This window comes from Corallococcus llansteffanensis, assembly GCF_003612055.1.
In the GTDB taxonomy this organism is placed as follows: Bacteria; Myxococcota; Myxococcia; order Myxococcales; family Myxococcaceae; genus Corallococcus; species Corallococcus llansteffanensis.
This window is the reverse complement of the sequence record NZ_RAWB01000002.1, coordinates 14863-31755: the sequence shown is the minus strand read 5'-3', so window position 1 is coordinate 31755 and position 16893 is coordinate 14863. Positions and strand designations below refer to the sequence as shown.

Here is a 16893-nt window from a genome sequence, read left to right as displayed (position 1 = left end):
ATGTGTTTGCGGTGAGGACGCACTTCCCGGTGTGGCGTGGCGCACTCCAGGCGGAGGAGGAGTTTCTGCGGTGGGCGGCTTGCATCGTGCAGTGCGGAAGGGTGGGGCGCGACGTCAGACCCGCTCGTTTTGAAGCCAAGGAGAAAGCCATGGGGCCGGTGAACATCCTCCTCCAGAGAAGCGCCACGGCGGTCACGCTCGTCCTGGGGGGGCTCACCGCCTGTTCCAGGGGAGGGGCGGTCCCGTTGGAGCACACGCCGCAGGCGGTCTACGTGCCGCAGGCCGTCTATTGTTCGGCGGCGGGGCCGCAACCCGGGGGCTCGCCGCTCTGCCCGGTCATCCCTGGCGACATCGGGCCTGATCCCGCCATCGACCAGACCGTCGCGTACAACGGCATCATCGGCCAGCTGCCGACCTCCGCGAAGAACGACCCGCAGACCCCGTTCGACAACCTCTCCTGGCAGACCTTCATCGCCTTGAACTGGGCCCAGGGAAAGGAAGGCTCACCGGCGAGCCAGGGGCTGCAGGGCGATGGGCCCCGGGTCTGGCAGGGGTGGCCCCGGGTTTCGGACGTGTTCGGCGACGCCAGGGTGGTTGCCAGCTGCAACGCTCCTCCGGGGATGCCCGTCTTCGCGGTCGGCTCGGACGGCCAGGGGAACCCGGATGCGCACAACGAGGAGTACATCCAGGCCGCCACGGGCGAGCCCGCCATCGACGTTTCCGGCAACTGGACGATCTACGAGCGGCGGCTCAACGGCGTGGAAGTCGCCTATCTGAAGGCGCCGGGCGGAAACACGAACTGGAACCTGACGACCCTCCAGGGGCAGCAGAACCTCGTCAAGGCACGGGGCACGGTGAGCTTCCCCGCCGCGGGTGACCAGGGCGCCACCACGGGCGCCATCGAGATCAAGGCGGCGTGGCGTGTGCTCGATCCGGCCCGGCACGCCGAGAACCAGAAGCGCTTCTACGTCATCACGGCGATGTTGACCGTGGCGCCCGACCTGGTGCGCGCCAGCTCCGGGGAGGCGCCCGCGCCCATCTGCGCCACCGTCGACCTGGGGCTCGTCGCCATGCACATCATGCAGAAGAACCCGGTCACCCAGAACGCGCTGAAGCCCGAATGGTTCTGGACCACCTTCGAGCATGTCGACAACGCGCCGCTGGCCTCCCGGCCGTGCGACCCGACGTCCCCGGGCACCTGCGCGGCGTTCAATCAACTCGACTGTCCGGTGCTCACGGCGCCGCCGAGCGCGAACTACTCGTATTTCAACACGCAATGCCTGTCACCCGACTGCAAGACCAACCAGCCGCCCACAGCCTCCGCGGGAGGGCGCTTCTACTGGAATCCCACGCAGCCCTTCGCCAAGGCCTATCAGGTCGCGACCTGGAGCCAGGGGAAGGCGGTCACGGTCGGCACGCAGATCTCGCGCTGCTGGAACATCTATCCATTGACGCAGACGCTCAACACGCAGTGGCGCGGCCAACTCGCACGGCTCGGCTCGGTGTTCCAGAACTACATGCTGGTGGGCACGCAGTGGGGGGCGAGCCTCACCGATACCCCGAACCCGCGTGTGCCCAGCACCGCCGTGCCGAGCTACCTCTCCAACTCGGTGGTGGAGACCTACCTGCAGACCTTCTACGACCCCAAGAACCCCTTCAACACAGGCTCCTGCGTGTCATGCCATGCGACCGCGAAGCTGGCTGAAGGGAACAACGTCCTGTCCAACCTGAGCTTCCTGCCAGGGCTCGCTCAGCCCGTGGTGCTGCGCCGACCGCCCGTGGGCGTGGCGGGGCACGAGGACACGCTCCGGCGCGAGTAGGGACGCTCACCCGGGGCGAAGGAGCGCGGTTGCCGGCCCCGAGAAGGATGGAGGACACTGTCCTCATGCCCATGTCTTCCGCCCGTCCGGCCAGCCTTTCAACGCGCGGGGTCCAGAGCGTGCTGGGGCTGCTGGTCCTCGCGGTGGCCTTTCAAGCGTATGACCGGATGAAGCTGCGCATGAGTGACGCGCCTCGGGCAGCGCTGGCGAGGCTGGCGGCTTGCGAGGAGGCTCGCCGCCTGCTGGGCGAGCCCATCGACGCGGCGTGGTGGGGCTGGTCCCACGGATACCTGAAGGTCCCCCGAGGCAGTCAGACGTGGTCCGCGACCTCCGGCCGCGTGGACTGGCGGATGCCGGTGGCGGGGTCGACCGGTCGCGGGGTGCTCCACTTCCAGGGCGAGAAGATCAACGGCTTCTGGAAGTTGGAGGGAGTCCTGGAGACCGATGGCGCCACGGTGCAGACGCGGGCGTGTACTGTAGGCGGATGAGGACCGTGGATGAATGGAAGGCAACGCTGCGTGCCGCGCTGAAGGACGCACTGCGCACTCGAAATGCACCCGCCTCGGCGGTACTTCGGGAAACGCTCGCCGCCATCGACAATGCCGAGGCGCCCGACATGAGCGTCGCGCCTGAATCGGTCGCTGGCGGCATCGCTGGCAGCGCGGGGGGACTCGGGAGTGGTGAAGTGTCTCGACTGCTCTTGTCCCCGGAGGCGGTGGATGCGCTCATCCAGCGCGAAATCCAGGAGCGACGCGACGCGGTGGCGCTCTACCTCCAGCTCGGCAGGCCCGAAGAGGCCCGCGCGCTGAGTGCGCAAGTGGATGTGCTCCTGGCGCTTTGAGCTCCGCCTGACAGCGGGGACCGTCAAGGCGCCCGCCGTGCTCCATGAGGCAGCATGCTCATGCGCTCCCCTGAAGGCCGTCTCCACCCCTCGAAAGGAACATCGCCATGTCGAAGGTTGTCGCAATCATGTCCATGTCGCTCGACGGCTACGTCGCCGACCGCAACGATGGCGTGGCCGAAGTGTTCGACTGGTACTTCACCTCGGGGGACGTCGAATTCCACACCGGAGGGTCGGACCCTATGACGTTCAAGGTGTCCGGGCCGAGCGCCGAGCACCTTCGCGAGCTCACGTCCGGACTGGGTGCCATGCTCACCGGTCGACGCACTTTCGACGTCGCCCAAGGCTGGGGCGGAAATCACGCTTGGGGACCCGCATTCGTCCTGACCCACCACATCCCCGCCGGATGGCCGCGGCCCAACTCGACGGTCCACTTCGTGACAGACGGCATCGAAAGCGCCGTGAACCAGGCCAAAGCCGCCGCCGCTGGGAAGTCCGTTGGGGTCCACGGCGCTGACACCATCCAGCAGTGCCTGAATGCTGGCCTCCTCGACGAAATCCACGTCGACATCGCGGCGGTTCTTCTTGGCTCCGGAGTTCGGCTCTTTGACCACCTCGCCGGCATGCCCGCCGTCCTTGGCAACCCGACGGTGATCCCGGGCGTCGGCGTTACACACCTGCGCTACCCGGTACGCAAGGCGTAGTCCAACCCCACGCCTTTCTCGTCCGGCGGTGAGCTGCCCGCGCCCCGTGGAGCCCCTGCCGGGAAGAACGCGGCGGGGGCTCCGGCGGCGTGCGGTCCCTCACCGAGACGGTGAAGGCACAGCTGGAGGCATTGCCCATGTCGTCCGTCGCGGCGACGGCTACCTCCGTGGCGCCCAGCGGGAAGAGGGCTCCGCTGACGTGGCTCGACGTCACCCGGGGCGCGGCGGTGCCCGCGTCCGTGGCGGTGGGCAGCGGGAGTCCTGGCCCCGGCTCCCGGCTGTACGTCACGGAGAGTGGCCCGCGTCCGGTCGCGGTGGCCGGGGCATGGGCCACGTCCGCGCCCTGGGCGCCGGTGGCCTCAGTGCGAACCCGACGTGCGGCCATAGCCCACCGTGACGTCCGACACGGCGTCGGAAGCCGTCGCGGCGGCGTAGGTGACGGTGGCGCCCGTGATGCTCGTGGCCTCCACGGCGAGGTCCGGGAATGAGCCGACACCACGGATGCGGCGCTTCACCTCGCATACCTGGTTTCTAGCCGGGAAAACTGAGGTTGAAGCTGCCCCGCGATAACGGGTCAGCTTCAACCGCCTCGTCCAGCAGCCGCTGCGTAGCGGCCAGCATGGAAGGAGTGTCTGCAGGTCATGGCGTCCTGGCCAGGATGGAGCCCTGCGGGAGTCTTTCAGCCGGAGGTGGCCACGGTGAAGGCCTGGGGGGCGAAGCTGGGGCTGTTATTGCCCGCCGCATCCGTCGCCCAGGCCTTCACCGTGTGCGCTCCCAGCGCCAGCGCCTTGGTGGGAGTGAAGCTCCAGGTGCCCTCGGCGGTGGCCTTGGTGGTGCCCACCTTGACGCCATCCACGATGATCGCGACGGAGAAGCCGGCCTCCGTCCTTCCGCTGTAGGTGGGCGTGGTGTCGCTCGTCACCGAGCCAGCCGCCGGAGTCAGCACCGTCGGAGCCGACCGCTTGATGCGCAGTGTGATGGCGGTGAACACCTCGGTGCTGGTCCCATTCACCAGGATTTGATGGCTCTCGTAGTGCACCGGCGTGATGAGCAGGTCGCTCGCGATGTTGCCGACGATCGCCTTCGGGCCAAACCGCCCGACCTGCATCGTGCCCATCACCATGCCCGTGCATCCCGCGCACTTGGGTGCGCTGTACACGAATACACTGCCGCCGCCGATCTGGTTCACGCTGTTGACGCGTGACTTCGGCACGGCGACGAACAGCCGCATGTCGGAGTCGGGGCTCTCCCAGACGGCGCCCAACGGCAGGGGGCTGACGTTGTCGGCGTTGTTGTCCACCGGCCGGAGCGTGACGTCAATCGAGCCACCGGCTTCGATCGCCGGGTTGACCTTGACCAGGTCCGCCTTCTTCGTCCAACCCAGCCAGTGGAGCTGCGGGAGGTTGTAGTTGTCCGACGGAAACCTGCCCATGTTCGTGCTCGCGTCGCCGTAGGCGTCGACAGCGCCCGTGGCATCGAGCCGGTTACCATGCGCGAGGCCGAGGATGTGTCCGGTCTCGTGGTAGTAGGTCCGCATCAGGCCGTCATTGAGGAAGATGCGGTGCGCATTGGCGTTCGAGGAGGAGCACATCCCCAGGGGCATGAGGTACACGTTCAGGAACGCGTTCGAGGTGCTGCCCTGGATGGCCTTGTCCGTCGCCGTCGCGCAATCGCCGCTCGTCACCCTCACGGTCTGATCCGTGTTGAGGAACTTCAGGTGAACCTGGCCGTGCGACGCCACGGCGAAGAAGTCATACATATCCTGGATGCGGCCCCGGGCTGTCGCGATCGAGGGTGTTTCGCGGCCCTCGAGGACGACGCGGACGACCTTGGCCGTGTGCGTCGTGTTGATCGCGCCCAGCTTGCTGTTGAAATTCCTGACGCAAGTCGGCTCATTGGCGGCACAGACGTAGCTGGCTGGCGACGTCTCCTCGTCGTCGGACTGAATCCGGAACGACCGCACGTTGTCGTTCGCGCCCGCGCCGCTCGGGAATGAGGTCTCGCAGAGGTTCGTGTTGGCTTGGACGACAGTCGATTCGCCGTTGCAGCTCGCGGCAGCGTGGAGCGTCACGGTCTTGCCAAACGGAACGTCGACGTAGGAGGCATCCGCGCCACCGAGCGTGTAGCAGCCGTCAAGCTCGGCTTCCTGCATCACCGTGGAGTCGCCGTCGCAGCCCACACGCACGCGGACGCGCGGCGTATGGGACGCGATGAGCTGAGCGCGCAACGTGGGCCAGTGGGTGGATGTGCAGCGTCCTGCCTGTACCTCATCGAGGAAGAGACCGTCTTCGAGCTCCGGGTGCTCGTAGGTCTGGCACGTTTCCCAGAGCTCGCTCCAGTGCGCCCAGTCACAGGTCCCCGCGTTGACGTATCCCTGCACGCACGAGAGCGACGCCTCGAGCTCCGGGGAGAGGAGCGCCTGGCCGGTGGTGGCGACGGGCCCCCGGGGCTCTGGAGACGGCTCCGCCGCGCCACCACATCCTGTTACCAACCCCGCGCCCATCACGGCGGCCATCACGAATGTCTTTTTCATGTTCCCCACGCTGGCAGCTCACGGTGCCCGTGCGCCACCGCCCACCATGTGCGGCGGCACGACAGCCTCGATTCAATGAATTGGAGCCTCAATTCGTTGAGTCGACCAGTTATCCTGGAAAGGCTGTAATATTGACTTGTCCGCCTTTCGCTTGATTCAGGCAAGCATTGATGTGGCGCTCAGCGCGATTGCCGCGTGACCCCGGAGCTGGACGAAGTGCCCACCTGAGCCGGGGCCGGGCTCCCGCTTCCCGGCCCCACCCGCTCCGGCCTACCGGCCCAGCGTGTCCTTCATCACGCTGAAGAAGTCGGCCGGGAAGACAATCTCGTAGCCATAGAAGCCATACGACTGGCTGCTCCCCCCGACCGTCATGCCCTGCAGCTCGTCGTAGCGGCGGGCGGCAATGGTGCCCCATGTGCCGCGGGTGTCATACCACTCCGGGTGGGCCACGCGGCCCGCCGCGAGCTCCTGCTTGTAGAGGCGGTCCAGGTAGCCCAGCGCATAGATGATGTGATTGTCACCGCCGCTGTAGCCGCGGGTCACCTCCGAGTACACGAAGTACTGCTTGCTGCTGTCGTAGCCATACTTGACCACGTAGTTCATGCCCTGCAGCAACATGTCGATGAGCTCGGACTGGCTCACCCCCGACGCCTTGCCCGCGGCGGCGAACAGGCGGTCGGCTTCGTGGAACTTGATGAGGTTCCCCAGGAGCGCGCCCGCCATCCAGGGGTTGGTCCCGGTGGCATTGTACCCGGCGTTGTTGTCCATCTTCGTCATGGTCCAGTAGCCCGTCCCCTGGCTGGCATCGTTCACCCCGAGGACGGTGTTGGAGATGCTCCCCGTGGCCGGGTTGAAGCCCACGTGATTGAGCGGGGTCCTGAACCATTGGATGAGGTAGTTGACCAGCCCGCCCGCGACGTCCTTGTGGTACGCCGCATCACCGGTCACCCGCACGTATTCATTCATCACATAGAGCGGCCAGGAAAAGTCGCGCTCGGCCTCGCGATACATGTCCGCCGCCTTGAACGGGCGCTTGAAGGAGTGGGGCGACATGAACTTCCACCAGTTGGCGATCTCCGTGAGCACGTCGAGCGCGCGCTTGTCGCCGGTGAGCAGGTAGCTGTTGCTCAGGCCGCTCACATGCGCGTGGCCCCAGTGCAGGTTGCGGACCTGGTGGTCCACGTTCTCATGGTTGATGGCATGCACCTCGCCCGCCGGCTGCGGCATCCCGCCCGTGTTCCAGTAGCCGGCGCGAGGGCCATGGGACACGTCGAGGTCCATGAAGTGACGGGTGCTGATGTCAGCCAGCTCGAACCAGCGCGGGTCCCCGCTGCGCAGGAACTGCGTGAAGAAGTTGTTCGAACCGACATGGGTGTCATTGTAGAAGCTGGGCACTTCCACGTCGTTGATCACCAGCGCCCAGCCCGCTCGCAGCCGGTCGCCGTAGTCGCGCCAGCCGAACATGGTGGCGTTGCCATCGGTCTGCTCGATGCTCCTCACGTAGATGTCCTGCATCAAGGAGGCGTCGTAGCCCCGGTTGGCCCCGGTCGGAGTGCCGACATTCAAGTCGCCGAAGACACCGGATGAGACATACCAGGCCGGAGTGGCCGTCAGCTCCAGGCGGTGGCGCTGATAGCTGGCGTTGAGCGCATGGAGGGCAGGGGTGGTCGGCGTGCCGCTGCCGGAGGCCAGGCGCAATTGGTAGGTCTTGGCGCCACCTGGACGCGCGAAGTACATGCTCTCCGCGCGGCGATAGCTGTTGCCCGACAACACCGGCTGCGTGGTCTCCGCACTGCCGCCACGCGCCGGGAACAAGGACGCCGTCAGGGTGTTGCCGTTGACGCTCAGCTCGCCCGGGAACTGCTGCCAGAAGTCCCTGACCATCAGGGCCAGGTGACGGCTGCCGGAGTCCAGTGCCACCCAGCCCGGAGCCCGGGCCCCGGTGCCCACGCCGCTGTAGCTGAAGGCGTGGCCCAGGTCGACGCCGTCCTCGAAGCGGAACTGGCCCCTCTGCAGCAGGGAGTGCTCGCCGGACACCCTGGCGCCGTATGCCGTGCCACTTTCGCCCCCGAAGCGGTAGTCGGCCGCGCCGTCGGACAGGTAGTGCCAGCGCAGCCCCAGGGCCCTGGCGGCAATGGCAAACGACGTGGGCGTGGTCTCGACGTTGGCCTCGAGGCGGTCGTCGATGACGGAGACGTCCAGGTCGACCTTGTCGGAGCCCTGGTGCGCGTAGTAGCGGACCACGTACTTGATGAGCTTCGCGCCGCTGCCGTGGGTGAGCGACCCCTGGGCCTTGATGACCGCTCGCATCGGCCCGCTTTCCTCCACGGTGACGACCGCGTCGGTCGCCGCGGAGGCGGTGTACTCGAGGTTGTCGTAGGCGTTGACCATGAAGAGGTCACCGGCGTCGATGAGCTGCTCGCCCGCTTCGAACGTGCCGTTGCCGTTGGAGTCCCGCCAGAGCCGGGTGATGACGCCCTTGTTGCTGACGGTGAACTTCACGAGGCCGGTATCGACGGTGAGCTCGGTCGCCGGGGTGCCTGCGATGGCCACGTTGCGCGGCAGCGCGGCGCGAACCACGCCAGCGCCGTAGGCCACCCGGTAGGACCGGGCGGCGCCCAGGTCGCTCACCACGTGCAGCAGGGCCACCTTGATGGAGCCATCCGGCCAGCGCGAGATGGCGTCGAACTGGGCGGGGACTTCCTGGCTGCCATCGGCGGTCTCCAGCCGAAGCGCGGCGAGGTCGGACAGCGCCCCCTTCGGCAGGGGCACTCCCGTGCGCAGCGGGACCTTGTCGGCGGCAGGACCCGCGGCAAGGCTCAGGGGGATGTACTGGGTCGCGGCGTCGGCCACCGGGGTGAAGGTTGCCTGCACGGCGGTATCCGCGGTGAGGGGGGTGGTGCAGGCGGCCGTGCCGGAACAGCCAGCTCCGCTCCAGCCGCCGAAGCGATAGCCCGCCGCAGGCTCAGCGGTCAGGGTGACGGAGGTACCACCTGGGAACGAGGCCGCGCAGGTGGTGCCGCACGACACGCCCGCGGGACTGGAAGAGATCGTGCCGGCGCCGGTGCGGGTGAGCGTCAGCTGGAAGGACGTGGCCTCGGATGGAGGCTCTTCAGGCGTTCCAGGGGACGGAGGGGGGGCGTTGTCGGTGCAGGCGAACAGCAACACGGTTGCGAGTGCCGGAACCAGCCGGTTTTCTCTGCGAGTGAGAAGTCTCATCACGACCAGCAGAGCAATCGCGAGACCAACCGCGAGGCGCGTGCTCCGTCGCAGCGAAGACGCGCACCTCGCGCCGGGAGCGGCGGAGCCCCTGGGGGGGACAGTCCCCCTGTTCCGGGGGGCCGTGCCCACGAACGGTGCCACCGGCAGTGGCCCCGGACAGCCTGTCCGGCGCGTGGGCCGGCTCTCAGGTGTGGTGAATCACACCGGTGCACACGCCGGGGATGAACGGGGATGCGGCTCGCCCTCGGGCTTGGCGCCTGGGCTCCGCCGAACGATCGTGACCAGCCCATCCGCATCCAGGCTGACGACGCCCACCTGGACGACAACCGCCGGTCATGGTGGCAACGCGACCCCACCGCGCAAGCGCATCGACACAGTGATTCAGTCGAAGAAGCAGGACGAGTAGGTAACAATGCCGAGCGGGGCCCCCCTCAAGCTGGGGATGGCTGGGGCCTGACATCGAGCTCCTGGCCGATGGTTTCAAGCGCGCTCGGTGCGTGGACGACTCTCTGGAGGAGGCTGACAAGTGCACGAGTACGATTTGATCGCGGACTGGTATGCAGCCCGGCGTGCAGGCCACATGGGCGTCCCGGAAGTGACTGCGCTCGCGGCCTCACTTCCGGCCGGCGCCTCGGTGCTGGACGTCGGCTGCGGCACGGGACTGCCGCTGACGCGGGTGCTGCTGGAGTACGGCTGCCACGTGATGGGCGTGGATAGCTCCCGCGAACTGTTGGCGCGATTTCAAGCGAACTTCCCCCTCGTGCCGGTGAGCTGTGCGCCCATCCAGTCGTGTGAGCTTCAGGAGCGGGCGTTCGACGCCGCGATCGCGTGGGGGGTCTTGTTCCACCTGCGCCACGACGAGCAGGAACAGGCGATCGCCAATATCGCGAGGGCATTGAAACCTGGCGCCGCATTCCTCTTCACCTCAGGCGACGCTCACGGCTCCATCGACGGCGAGCCGATGAATGGCGTCCCGTTCCGTTATCACTCGTACAGCGTCGACGGGTACCGCGACCTGCTGCGCGCGCATGGGCTCACGCTGGAAGCGACGCACAAGGACCCAGGCGAGAACGTCTACTTCCTGTCTCGCAAGACTGGATAAGGCGGCTTCTCGCCATCCCCGGCGGCGGCCAGTTCTTCTCCGACCACCCGCCTGTCTTCGTGGAGCTGGACGTCCGGCAATGAGTCCAGCGCGCGCCTTTCGCTCAAGCCCCGATGCTCCAGACTGGAGGACAGGTGATGCCCCGCAACAAGCAGGAGTACGGTCTCCCTTCCAAGCTAAGCGGGCCGGCCCGGTTTCTGGGCAATCACCTCGCGCATGCTCGTCGGCGCACGCCCGAGCAACTTCCGCAGCGTGGGATCGACGGTCGCGAACTCGCCGTGATGGCTTGCGCGATAGAGGCCGAGCGACAGGGCGACCGCGCGCGGGGGCATGTTGTTCGCCGCGAGCTTCGCCCCCATCTCGTCCTCTGACACGGTGCTTCGGCGGAGCGGCCGTCCGAGGACGCTTGAGGCGAGGTCGCACAGCTCTCCGAAGTCGAGCGCCTCCGACGCCGTGAGCGGTGGCGTCGGCCCGTCGTATTGCCCCTCGTTCGCCAGGATCACCGCGGCCGCCTCCGCGAGGTCGGCGTGCGTGGTCCAGGAGACCTTTCCATCCGCCGGCGCCTCGAAGACGCCCGTCTGCAGGCCCTTCTCCAGCAGGAACATCGCACTCGACGCATAGAAGCCGTTGCGAAGCGCGGTCCACGCCAGACCGGACTCGCCCAGCATCCGCTCCGTCTCCGCGTGGTCGAGCATCGGAGGAAACGCCGACATACGGCTCACGCCCATGTGGCTCGTGTAGACGATGCGCCGCGCACCGGCGGACCGTGCGGCCTCGATGGCGGAGCGATGTTGGGCGAGCGGGTCGCCGCCATACGCGGCCGCGTTCGAGGAGACGATCAGGACCTGGGAAGCGCCCTCGAAGGCATGCACGAGGCCCTTCGGTTCCGCGAAATCTCCTTCCCGCACCCGGACGCCGCGGGCCGCCAGATCCTGGGCCTTCCGGGTGTCCCGGACGCTGATGCCGACCCGGTCCACCGGGACGCGGGTGATGAGCTTCTCCACGATGAGACGGCCAAGCTGCCCCGTCGCTCCAGTCACGACAATCATTGGATGCTCCTTGGGATATCGACGGAAACGCCGCGAAGATACCGGCGATAACATAGCGACCGATAGCGCCGTTATCAAGGCCTCGTTACCGGCGTTCCGCCATCCGCGTGCTAAGTCGCTCCCATGCCGGACCGAGAGAAGCCCACCGCCGAAGACGCCGAGGGTCCCAACACTCGCGCGCGCATCATCGCGGCCGCCGCGGAGCTCATCGCCTCTGGGGGGCCTGATGCCGCGACCACACGGGCCGTCGCCGCCGCCGCCGGCGTGCAGGCGCCGACGATCTACCGGCTCTTCGGCGACAAGCGCGGCCTCCTGTCGGCCGTCGTCGAGCACGCGCTGACGAGCTACGTGGCGAAGAAGGCCGCGCGCAAGCCGCACCCCGACCCGATTCAGGAGCTGCGGATCGGCTGGGACATGCACGTCGCGTTCGGCCTCAGCCATCCCGGGCTGTTCGCGCTCATGTGCAGCGAACTGGCACCCCCGACGGAGTCCTCCGTGGTCAACAACGGGAACGAGCTGCTGCGGCGCCGCATCCGGAACATCGCGCTCGCGGGCCGGCTGCGGGTCAGTGAAGAGCGCGCTCTCGGCCTCGTGTCGGCGATGTGCAACGGAGCCGTGCTCACGCTGCTGCGCCAGCCCGAAGGGCAGCGCGACCCCGGGCTGTCCGACGCAGCGCGCGAGGCGGTGGTGGCCGCGGTCACGAGCCAGGCGGCGCCCCCGGCGAACGCGGAGGTCCGCTCAGCGGCCACCACCCTGCGTGCGTCGCTGGACCGGCTCACGGTCCTGAGCCAGGGCGAAAGCGCGCTGTTGCGTGAATGGTTGGCTCGCATCGCCGACGCCGGGTGACAGGCTACCAGCACCCTGCGCCAGTGCTGGGCCATGGGTCATCTCCTTCCCAGCTGCCAAAGCCTGATGCCGTGTGCTAGGCATTGCGCAAAAGAGGGGAACCCCATGAACAACAGACGCAATGACTGGCTGGCCATTGGAATGGCCTGCCTGCTGCAAGCCTGCGCGCCGACACCGGCGGAGCCACGGCCTCCCGAGGACACGGCACTCCAGCATCAATCCCAGGCGGCCTCCGCCGCGACGGGATCGCTGGCGAAGGCCCATGTCTCCGTGCCGCACACGCGCCTGCTGGATGGCCGGGTGCTGGTGGCAGGCGGCATGGAGTTCAACGACATCTTCCTTCCGCAAGGCAAGCCGTACCACGCCATCAGCGAGCTGTACGACCCACAGGCAGGCTCCTGGTCCATCACGGGCAGCCTGAACGTGATTCGCGACATGGCCTCGTTCGAGCGCCTGGCGGATGGCCGTGTGCTGGCGGCGGGCGGCTGGGAAAACAACACCGTCCAGACCCGCACCGCCCACGCGACGGCGGAGCTCTTCGACCCCGCCACCGGGACCTGGTCTTTCACCGGGAGCATGGCCCAGCCCCGTTACAACGCCCCCAGCGTGGTGCTCGGGGATGGACGGGTGCTGGTGGCGGGCGGCAGGAACCTCCAGGTCACCGACCTGCTCTCCGCGGAGGTCTACAACCCCACCACGGGCGGCTGGACCGCGACAGGCTCGTTGCTGGCGAAGGTCCAACGGCTCGTGCTGCTCCCGGATGGCCGTGTCCTGGGGCTGGCCGCGGACGTGAACGCGCAGGTCTACACGCCGGCCACCAACGCGTGGACGAGCCTGGGAGCCCTTCCCACGGGTCAGGGCACGGAGCTCGTGGTTCCCCTCGCGGATGGCCGGGTGCTCCTCGGAGGAAGTTCGACCGGGGCGCTGACGAAGGCCTCCCTCTTCAACCCCGCGACGAACACCTTCACGGCCACGGGCTCCCTGCTGACGGGGCGCTATTCCCCGGGGGCCGTGCGCATGCCCGATGGAACGGTGCTGGTCTTCGGCGGCCGCACCCTGAACGGCGTCATCGTGAGCGCCGTGGAGCGCTACACGCCGGCCACGGGGACGTGGTCCGCCGAGTCCTCCCTGCTCACGGCCCGCCAGGCACCGGCGACGGTCCTGCTGGCCAGCGGGGACGTCCTGATCGCGAGCGGCGTGGGGGTCAGCAGTGGCCCATCGAACCAGCTCAAGCCCTGCGAGCGCTACGCGTCCTCCACCTGCATCCCCACTTCGTGCACGAGCCAGGGCGCCGTGTGCGGCACCGTCTCGGACGGGTGCGGCGGGACGCTGGCGTGTGGCACGTGCGGCTCCGGCCTGACCTGCACGGCGTCCCACACGTGCGTGAGCGATGCGACGCCTCCCATGGCCGTTCTCACGGCGCCCGGCGCGGGCACGCCCCTGACGGGCACGGTGACGCTCCAGGCGACCGCGTCCGACGACGTCGGGGTGACGCACGTCGAGTTCCTCGATGGCACGAAGCTGCTGGGCACGAGCAGCACCGCGCCCTACGCGCTGGACTGGGACACGGTGGCGGCTGGCGACGGCAACCACACCCTGGTGGTCAAGGCCTACGACGCCACAGGCAACGTCGGCAAGAGCACCCCGGTCACCGTGCAGGTGCTCAACACGCCGAACTCGGGCGTGGCCGTCTACGACGCCACCTCCATGACGCCCCGCTGTGCCGTGGTGGGTCCCTCCTGTGACTCCGGGACCCTGTTGAACGGACGTGGCACCGTCGTCGGCCCGGAGCTGAACGCTCCCAACACCCTGAAGGGCTCCTGCCAGGACGGCACCCTCCTCACGGCGACCGTGCCTGAAGCCATCCACGCCCTGCGCGTCGCGACCCTGGATGGCTCGCCCCTGGCGCCCGGCAAGGTCGTCACGATCCAGGTCACCGCCTACGTCGGGATGCCAGCTCCGACACGCATCGAGCTCTGGACCACCGCCGACGTGGACAACCCGGTCTGGAGCTTGATCTACAGCTTCGCGCCGAACACCAACATGACGCAGACCTTCAGCTTGAAGTACACGCTGCCCCCCGGCCCCATCCGGGCCTTCCGGGCTCGCCTCAACTCCAACAGCTCGGTGATGCCTTGCGGTTCCCAGGGGAGCTATGACGACCAGGACGACCTGGTCTTCGCGACGCAGTCGCCGTAACCGGCCCCGGGTGGAGCGCAGGGGCCGTGCGTGAACGGCCGCCGAGGGGTGTGTCCCTCCTGCAACGCGAAGCGCGGGGAGGGGCAGGGCGCGTCATCCTGGAGTGCTGAGCCGCTGACGTCAGAGGTGGCGTGCCCTGGCATTGCGCGCTGGGTCACGCACCTGTCGTGGATTCCAGCGTGAGACATCTTGATGTATGACTGGGCGGCAACCCTTCAAGGAGGACGCATGCGTACGTTCCTGATTGGCGGTCTGTTGGCGATGGCGGTGGGCTGTGGCGGTCCCATGGAGCAGGAGGAGGAGGAGTCGAACCTGGCCTCGCAGGAGTCGCCGCTCCCGAACTGCACCAACCTTCCGACCAGCGTCACCCGATATTACCACGCGTCCATGACGAAGGTCATCGGTGAGCGCGGGTGCTCCTGCGGAACCTATATCAACTGGGGGACGACGTCGATCTACCACAACACCCGCAACAACTGCTGACGCGCGAGCTTTCGGAGCTGGCGCTTCAGGTCCGCCCACCACCCTACGCACCTTCTCCGTGCCCGAGGTTGCCTTGTTCCGTTCCGCGCTGGTCTGCATCCCGATTGCGCTCGCGCTGCTGCACTGCAGCAGCGCGGAGCTCAGCCCCCGCTCAGGTCCCGAAGGTGAGGTCGGCTGGTTCCAGACGCCACAGGGCGTCCGGAAGCTGGAGTACCAGCGGGTGAATGGGATGGCGCTGGTCGAGGGCGATGTCCTGCTGGACATGAAGACGCAGTTTCTCGGCGATGACGACGGCATCGCGCAGAACGCCGCCGCGCTCGCGTCGCTGGCAAACCCGTCATCCTCCTCCTGGCGTTGGCCGGGCGGCGTCATCCCATACCGCATCGACCCCTCGCTGCCCGATCCTCAGCGGGTCTACAACGCGATCAACCACTGGAACGCGCTCACGGTCATCAAGCTGGTGCCGTACAGCGGCCAGCCGTACTCGCTGACGTTCCTCCCGGGAGATCCGTCCACCGGGGCGTGCTTCGGAAGCCTGGGACACAGCACGAGCGCGGGTATCTGGTTGATCGCTGGCTGTGGCACCGCTGAAGTCATCCACGAGATCGGCCACGTGGTGGGGCTGTGGCACGAGCAGAACCGCCATGACCGCGACCAGCACATCAACATCCACTGGGGGAACATCGACTCGCGCTACCCCTCGGCGTTCGCACTGTACTCGTCCGGATCGGACGTGGGCGCCTACGACACGGCGTCGATCATGCACTACCCCTCGTACGCGTTCTCCATCAATGGGCAGCCCACCATCACCCGCAAGGACGGCTCGCTGATCCTTCGCGCGCAGGTCCTCTCTCCCGGCGACATCAACGGTGTCGCCCTGAGCTATGAGGGCAATGCCCCGTCGCTGGGCATCTCCAGCCCGGCGCCTGACAGCCATCACTCCGGCTCGTTCCAGTTCAGCGGCGTCGCCACGGACGATCTACGTCTCGGCAGGGTCAGGATGATCGTCCAGCCGTACTACGGGCAGACGTTCGACACCGCGCAGCAGGTCTTCAACCTTTCCGCCCGGATTGATCCCGCGGGCTGGCCGGACGGGCGCTACGAACTCTGGGTGGAGGCAACGGACTGGGTGGGCAACTTGAGCTCCACTCCGCGCCGGGCGATCTACGTGGATCGCACCGCGCCGACGGTGACCATGAGCTCGCCCTCCGGCTGGCCGCTCCACGGCTGGCACCAGGGGAGCCTCTCGCTCTCCGCCCTCGCGTACGACGCCCATCTGGTCGACGTGCAGCTCTTCGTGAAGAGCACCGCCATTGGCGGCCAGCCGCTCCGCATCGGCACGTCGGCCAATGGCAACCTCTCCGTGAACTGGGACTCGCGCGCGGTCGCGGACAGCGGCTACCCGTACCAGGTGTACGCGGTGGCGCGGGACAAGGCGGGGACGACCACCCAGTCGACCGTCTCCACCATCGTCATCGACAACCACGCGCCCACCGTGGCGGCGATGACGGCGCCGCCCTCGGGCAGCACCGTGGGGCGCTATGTGCGCCTGGAGGCGAATGTCCAGGACAACATCGAGCGCGTCCGCTTCTACCTGCGCCAGGCCGGAGGAGACGTCCTGCTCGGAGAAGCGACGGATCCGTCCGTGGCGTGGGGCATTGAGTGGCGGGTGCCCAGCTCCCTCCCGAATGGGAGCACGGTATCGGTCTACGCGGTGGGGACGGACAAGCTCGGCCGCGGCATCACCTCTCCCGTCAGCACCTTCACGGTCAACGGTCCGCTCGTCGCCGTGGAGGTCACCTCGCCGGCGGAGGACGGCATGCAGTTCTACCCGGAGGAGACGATCTCGCTCGAGGCGGTGGTCTTCGGCGCGCCCGTCACCGCCGTCGAATTCGAGGTGCCCGGGATGGTCTTGCTCCAGGCCGAGAACACGGGCGCGAAGTTCCAGGCGTCGCTCGAGTTGATGCAGTTCCTGCACGGCGATTACGAGGTGATCACCCGCGCGTACCTCGCCGGTGGCGACACGCTCACCGCTTCGCGCTGGATTCACGTGAAGCGGTAGCAGGGGTAGCCTCATGCCCCGAGCGAGGGCAC

Annotated in this window: 14 protein-coding genes; 9 read left to right on the top strand and 5 right to left on the bottom strand. The window is 67.7% G+C overall.

Annotation, left to right across the window (positions count from 1 at the left end; genetic code table 11):
* Window positions 1-149: 149 nt before the first annotated feature.
* From D7V93_RS00365 to D7V93_RS00350, 4 genes are all read left to right on the top strand, one after another.
* The gene (locus tag D7V93_RS00365) at window positions 150-1820 is read left to right on the top strand and encodes a hypothetical protein (RefSeq protein WP_120641409.1); all 1671 of its coding nucleotides are present in this window, start codon (window positions 150-152) and stop codon (window positions 1818-1820) included.
* Window positions 1821-1885: 65 nt separating this feature from the next.
* Window positions 1886-2308: a cytochrome c oxidase assembly factor Coa1 family protein gene (locus D7V93_RS00360; RefSeq protein WP_158623594.1), complete on the top strand. Its 423-nt coding sequence runs from the start codon at window positions 1886-1888 to the stop codon at window positions 2306-2308.
* Window positions 2305-2661: a GatB/YqeY domain-containing protein gene (locus tag D7V93_RS00355; protein ID WP_120641407.1), complete on the top strand. Its 357-nt coding sequence runs from the start codon at window positions 2305-2307 to the stop codon at window positions 2659-2661. The genes D7V93_RS00360 and D7V93_RS00355 overlap by 4 nt, the downstream gene beginning before the upstream one ends.
* 107 nt (window positions 2662-2768) lie before the next feature.
* Window positions 2769-3365 (top strand): dihydrofolate reductase family protein, encoded by a 597-nt coding sequence (locus tag D7V93_RS00350; RefSeq protein WP_120641406.1) that lies wholly within the window; start codon window positions 2769-2771, stop codon window positions 3363-3365.
* Here D7V93_RS00350 and D7V93_RS47635 read toward each other — a convergent pair.
* The 4 genes from D7V93_RS47635 to D7V93_RS00335 form a co-directional block, all read right to left on the bottom strand.
* Window positions 3331-3750 (bottom strand): HYR domain-containing protein, encoded by a 420-nt coding sequence (locus D7V93_RS47635; RefSeq protein ID WP_120641405.1) that lies wholly within the window; start codon window positions 3748-3750, stop codon window positions 3331-3333. The two genes, D7V93_RS00350 and D7V93_RS47635, sit on opposite strands and share 35 nt — an antisense overlap.
* The gene (locus tag D7V93_RS44695; RefSeq protein ID WP_158623592.1) at window positions 3725-3880 is read right to left on the bottom strand and encodes a hypothetical protein; all 156 of its coding nucleotides are present in this window, start codon (window positions 3878-3880) and stop codon (window positions 3725-3727) included. Before D7V93_RS44695 ends, D7V93_RS47635 begins: the two co-directional genes overlap by 26 nt.
* A 164-nt stretch (window positions 3881-4044) precedes the next feature.
* Complete coding sequence (locus D7V93_RS46350; protein WP_244237032.1) at window positions 4045-5898, bottom strand: Ig-like domain-containing protein; 1854 nt, start codon at window positions 5896-5898, stop codon at window positions 4045-4047.
* 270 nt (window positions 5899-6168) lie between these two features.
* Window positions 6169-9066 carry an exo-rhamnogalacturonan lyase family protein gene (locus D7V93_RS00335; RefSeq protein ID WP_147450974.1) on the bottom strand — a complete coding sequence of 966 codons (2898 nt, stop codon included), beginning with the start codon at window positions 9064-9066 and terminating at the stop codon, window positions 6169-6171.
* Window positions 9067-9646: 580 nt separating this feature from the next.
* Between D7V93_RS00335 and D7V93_RS00325 the strand changes: the two genes are divergently transcribed.
* A complete protein-coding gene (locus D7V93_RS00325; RefSeq protein ID WP_120641403.1) occupies window positions 9647-10222 on the top strand; it encodes a class I SAM-dependent DNA methyltransferase in 576 nt (191 codons plus the stop codon).
* A 176-nt stretch (window positions 10223-10398) separates the two neighbouring features.
* Here D7V93_RS00325 and D7V93_RS00320 read toward each other — a convergent pair whose 3' ends face one another.
* The gene (locus tag D7V93_RS00320; RefSeq protein WP_120641402.1) at window positions 10399-11271 is read right to left on the bottom strand and encodes an SDR family oxidoreductase; all 873 of its coding nucleotides are present in this window, start codon (window positions 11269-11271) and stop codon (window positions 10399-10401) included.
* Between the two features lie 123 nt (window positions 11272-11394).
* Here D7V93_RS00320 and D7V93_RS00315 point away from each other — a divergent pair, with 123 nt between their 5' ends.
* The 4 genes from D7V93_RS00315 (at window position 11395) to D7V93_RS00300 (ending at window position 16861) form a co-directional block, all read left to right on the top strand.
* The gene (locus D7V93_RS00315) at window positions 11395-12117 is read left to right on the top strand and encodes a TetR/AcrR family transcriptional regulator (RefSeq protein ID WP_120641401.1); all 723 of its coding nucleotides are present in this window, start codon (window positions 11395-11397) and stop codon (window positions 12115-12117) included.
* Window positions 12118-12222: 105 nt separating this feature from the next.
* Window positions 12223-14316 carry an Ig-like domain-containing protein gene (locus D7V93_RS00310; protein ID WP_158623591.1) on the top strand — a complete coding sequence of 698 codons (2094 nt, stop codon included), beginning with the start codon at window positions 12223-12225 and terminating at the stop codon, window positions 14314-14316.
* A gap of 228 nt (window positions 14317-14544) precedes the next feature.
* Window positions 14545-14799 carry a hypothetical protein gene (locus D7V93_RS00305; protein WP_120641399.1) on the top strand — a complete coding sequence of 85 codons (255 nt, stop codon included), beginning with the start codon at window positions 14545-14547 and terminating at the stop codon, window positions 14797-14799.
* Window positions 14800-14872: 73 nt separating this feature from the next.
* Window positions 14873-16861 (top strand): M12 family metallopeptidase, encoded by a 1989-nt coding sequence (locus tag D7V93_RS00300; RefSeq protein WP_120641398.1) that lies wholly within the window; start codon window positions 14873-14875, stop codon window positions 16859-16861.
* Window positions 16862-16893: the final 32 nt, after the last annotated feature.

What these genes read in the sequence shown, in the direction of transcription:
- D7V93_RS00365 (WP_120641409.1), top strand. Translation starts at nt 150, where the DNA reads ATGGGGCCGGTGAACATCCTCCTCCAGAGAAGCGCCACGGCGGTCACG.
- D7V93_RS00360 (WP_158623594.1), top strand. Translation starts at nt 1,886, where the DNA reads ATGCCCATGTCTTCCGCCCGTCCGGCCAGCCTTTCAACGCGCGGGGTC.
- D7V93_RS00355 (WP_120641407.1), top strand. Translation starts at nt 2,305, where the DNA reads ATGAGGACCGTGGATGAATGGAAGGCAACGCTGCGTGCCGCGCTGAAG.
- D7V93_RS00350 (WP_120641406.1), top strand. Translation starts at nt 2,769, where the DNA reads ATGTCGAAGGTTGTCGCAATCATGTCCATGTCGCTCGACGGCTACGTC.
- D7V93_RS47635 (WP_120641405.1), bottom strand. Translation starts at nt 3,750, where the DNA reads ATGGCCGCACGTCGGGTTCGCACTGAGGCCACCGGCGCCCAGGGCGCG.
- D7V93_RS46350 (WP_244237032.1), bottom strand. Translation starts at nt 5,898, where the DNA reads ATGAAAAAGACATTCGTGATGGCCGCCGTGATGGGCGCGGGGTTGGTA.
- D7V93_RS00320 (WP_120641402.1), bottom strand. Translation starts at nt 11,271, where the DNA reads ATGATTGTCGTGACTGGAGCGACGGGGCAGCTTGGCCGTCTCATCGTG.
- D7V93_RS00315 (WP_120641401.1), top strand. Translation starts at nt 11,395, where the DNA reads ATGCCGGACCGAGAGAAGCCCACCGCCGAAGACGCCGAGGGTCCCAAC.
- D7V93_RS00310 (WP_158623591.1), top strand. Translation starts at nt 12,223, where the DNA reads ATGAACAACAGACGCAATGACTGGCTGGCCATTGGAATGGCCTGCCTG.
- D7V93_RS00305 (WP_120641399.1), top strand. Translation starts at nt 14,545, where the DNA reads ATGCGTACGTTCCTGATTGGCGGTCTGTTGGCGATGGCGGTGGGCTGT.